The organism is Kaistella sp. (genome assembly GCF_049588135.1).
Taxonomy (GTDB): domain Bacteria; phylum Bacteroidota; class Bacteroidia; order Flavobacteriales; family Weeksellaceae; genus Kaistella.
On record NZ_JBAVFG010000167.1, the window covers coordinates 1 to 2,437 of the forward strand.

At 36.3% G+C, this 2,437-nt stretch carries 2 protein-coding genes; one reads left to right on the forward strand and one right to left on the reverse strand.

Features of this window, described 5'->3' with window-relative positions; translation table 11 throughout:
* The first annotated feature begins 176 nt into the window (after positions 1-176).
* Positions 177-677 carry an FKBP-type peptidyl-prolyl cis-trans isomerase gene (locus tag WBY99_RS09320; protein WP_423976057.1) on the forward strand — a complete coding sequence of 167 codons (501 nt, stop codon included), beginning with the start codon at positions 177-179 and terminating at the stop codon, positions 675-677.
* 63 nt (positions 678-740) lie between these two features.
* Here WBY99_RS09320 and WBY99_RS09325 read toward each other — a convergent pair whose 3' ends face one another.
* A complete protein-coding gene (locus tag WBY99_RS09325) occupies positions 741-2,183 on the reverse strand; it encodes an aminoacyl-histidine dipeptidase (RefSeq protein ID WP_423976058.1) in 1,443 nt (480 codons plus the stop codon).
* Between the last annotated feature and the right edge of the window lie 254 nt (positions 2,184-2,437).

The window sequence follows — 2,437 nt, forward strand, 5'->3', positions numbered from 1 at the left end:
CATTAAAGATTAGAAAGCATAAAACTTTATCAAAAAAAATAGGTTGTAAACGACACTAAGTTTAAGGATTTAATTGAAAACACTACCTTTGTACAAAATAGGACTCACAGAAAAGTTACCCTTTACAACAAATAATTTTAATAAAAGGATTTAGAACTCCTCGATAATTTAATCAAATGACAATAGACAAAAATCACGTAGTAGCACTTCATTACACGCTAAATGCCATCGAAGAAAATGGTGAAAAATCGTTCATTGAAAAAACAGATGCTGAAAATCCTTTCACTTTTTTATACGGAGTTGGAATGATGTTGCCGAAATTTGAAGAACACCTTCAAGGCATGGTTGCAGGAGATAAAAAATCGTTTACAATCATTCCGGAAGACGGCTATGGAGACAAAATGGAAAACGCAACCACGCAGTTGCCTGCAGAAATGTTTGCACAATCGGGAATGCCACCAATTGGTGCGATGTTGCCTTTGCAAGATGCGCAAGGAAATCATGTAACCGCTATCGTTTTAGAGGTTACCCCAGAAGCGGTACTTGTAGATCTTAACCATCCAATGGCTGGGAAAACTTTGCATTTCGACATTGAAGTAGCATCTACAAGACCTGCAACCGAAGAAGAGTTGGCTCATGGTCACGCACACGGAATTGATGGCAACGAAGAACATTAATTAAAATTTTTGCCCGTCCTGAAAATCCGATACAGATTCTAAGGACGGGATATTTGAAAAACCTTACTTCTCAGGAATATTCGCTAAAATTTCTTTTAAGAATCCCCAAAATTTCTGAGTAGAAGGAATGTTAGCTCTTTCATCTGGCGAATGTGCGCCACGAATTGTTGGACCAAAACTCACCATTTCCATATCAGGATAATTCGCACCGATGATTCCACATTCTAAACCAGCATGGCAAGCGACTACTTGCGGTTTTTCACCGAAATCTTTTTCATAAATCTTTTCCATAATCTGTACGATTTCTGAACCTGGTTTTGGTTTCCAGCCTGGATAAGAACCTCCGAATTCTACTTCCATTCCAGCTAATTCATACACTGATTTTAATTGTTCAGCAACGGCAAATTTTCCTGACTCTATAGACGAACGAGAAAGATTAAGAATCTTCAATTCGCCATTTTTCAATTCTACTCTAGCGATATTATTCGATGTTTCTACCAAATCTTTCACATCTGGAGACATTCTGTAAACGCCGTTATGTACAGACTTTAAGGCTAAAATTATTTGCTTTGAATCTTTTTCCGAAATCGCTTGATCAGCAGTTGAGTATGTTTCGATATTGATGTGCAAATCTTTTTCAACGGTGGTAAATTCTTCCAGAATTTCTTTTTTCAAATTATTTGCGCGATCAATGAATTCTACTGAATTTCGAACAGATAAAATCACGTTTCCTTCTCTTGGAATTGCGTTGCGTAAACCGCCACTATCAATAGAAATTAACTGGATGTTTTCGGTGAAAATTCCCGTGTATAAAAGTCTCCCTAAAAGCACATTTGCGTTTCCGAAACCTTTGTGAATATCCATTCCGGAATGCCCACCTTGTAAGCCTTTTACTTCTATTTTTACAATTTGTCCTTTAGAATCTTCTAAACCGTAAGTTTGCGAAGCAGTAACATCAATTCCACCAGCACAACCGATATCGATTTCGTCATCTTCTTCAGTATCTAAATTCAATAAGATTTCACCTTGCAATTGTCCAGGTTTTAAACCGATTGCACCAGTCATTCCTGTTTCTTCGTCAATAGTAAAAAGCGCTTCCAAAGCGGGATGAGCAATATCATTGCTTTCTAAAATACTCATGATGGAAGCAACGCCCAATCCATTATCTGCACCCAAAGTTGTTCCTTTTGCTTTTACCCAATCGCCATCAACTTCCATTTGGATTCCTTGCGTTTCGAAATCAAATTCGATATCATTGTTTTTCTGACAAACCATATCGAGGTGAGATTGCAAAACAATTGCCTTCCTATTTTCCATGCCCGCTGTTGCTGGTTTTTTGATGATCACATTTCCGACTTCATCAACCGTAGTTTCTAAATTCAGATTTTCACCAAAATTTTTAATAAAAGCGATTACTTTTTCTTCTTTTTTTGAAGGGCGTGGAACCGAATTCAATGCTGAAAAATTCTTCCAGATGATTTGCGGTTCGAGTTGTGATAATTCCATTTAATATTTATTTACCTCAAAATTACAAATAAAAAAACGCTTCTGAAATTTTCAAAAGCGCAATATTTTAAATTTAAGACTATTTAACAGCCGCATTCTCCATAAATCGGCGTAATTGTTTTTTCACCTTTTTTATTTTCTACAGTCATCGTTCCTTCGAACATCATTACTTCTTCTAGATCTTTTATTTTTTTTCCTTGAATGATTACTGAAAACTCATCATTTTTAATGATTTTGCTGAAATTCTCTGGGTC

Bases quoted from the DNA above. Each gene is read 5' to 3' on its own strand.
- WBY99_RS09325 (WP_423976058.1), bottom strand. From the start codon at position 2,183: ATGGAATTATCACAACTCGAACCGCAAATCATCTGGAAGAATTTTTCA.
- WBY99_RS09320 (WP_423976057.1), top strand. From the start codon at position 177: ATGACAATAGACAAAAATCACGTAGTAGCACTTCATTACACGCTAAAT.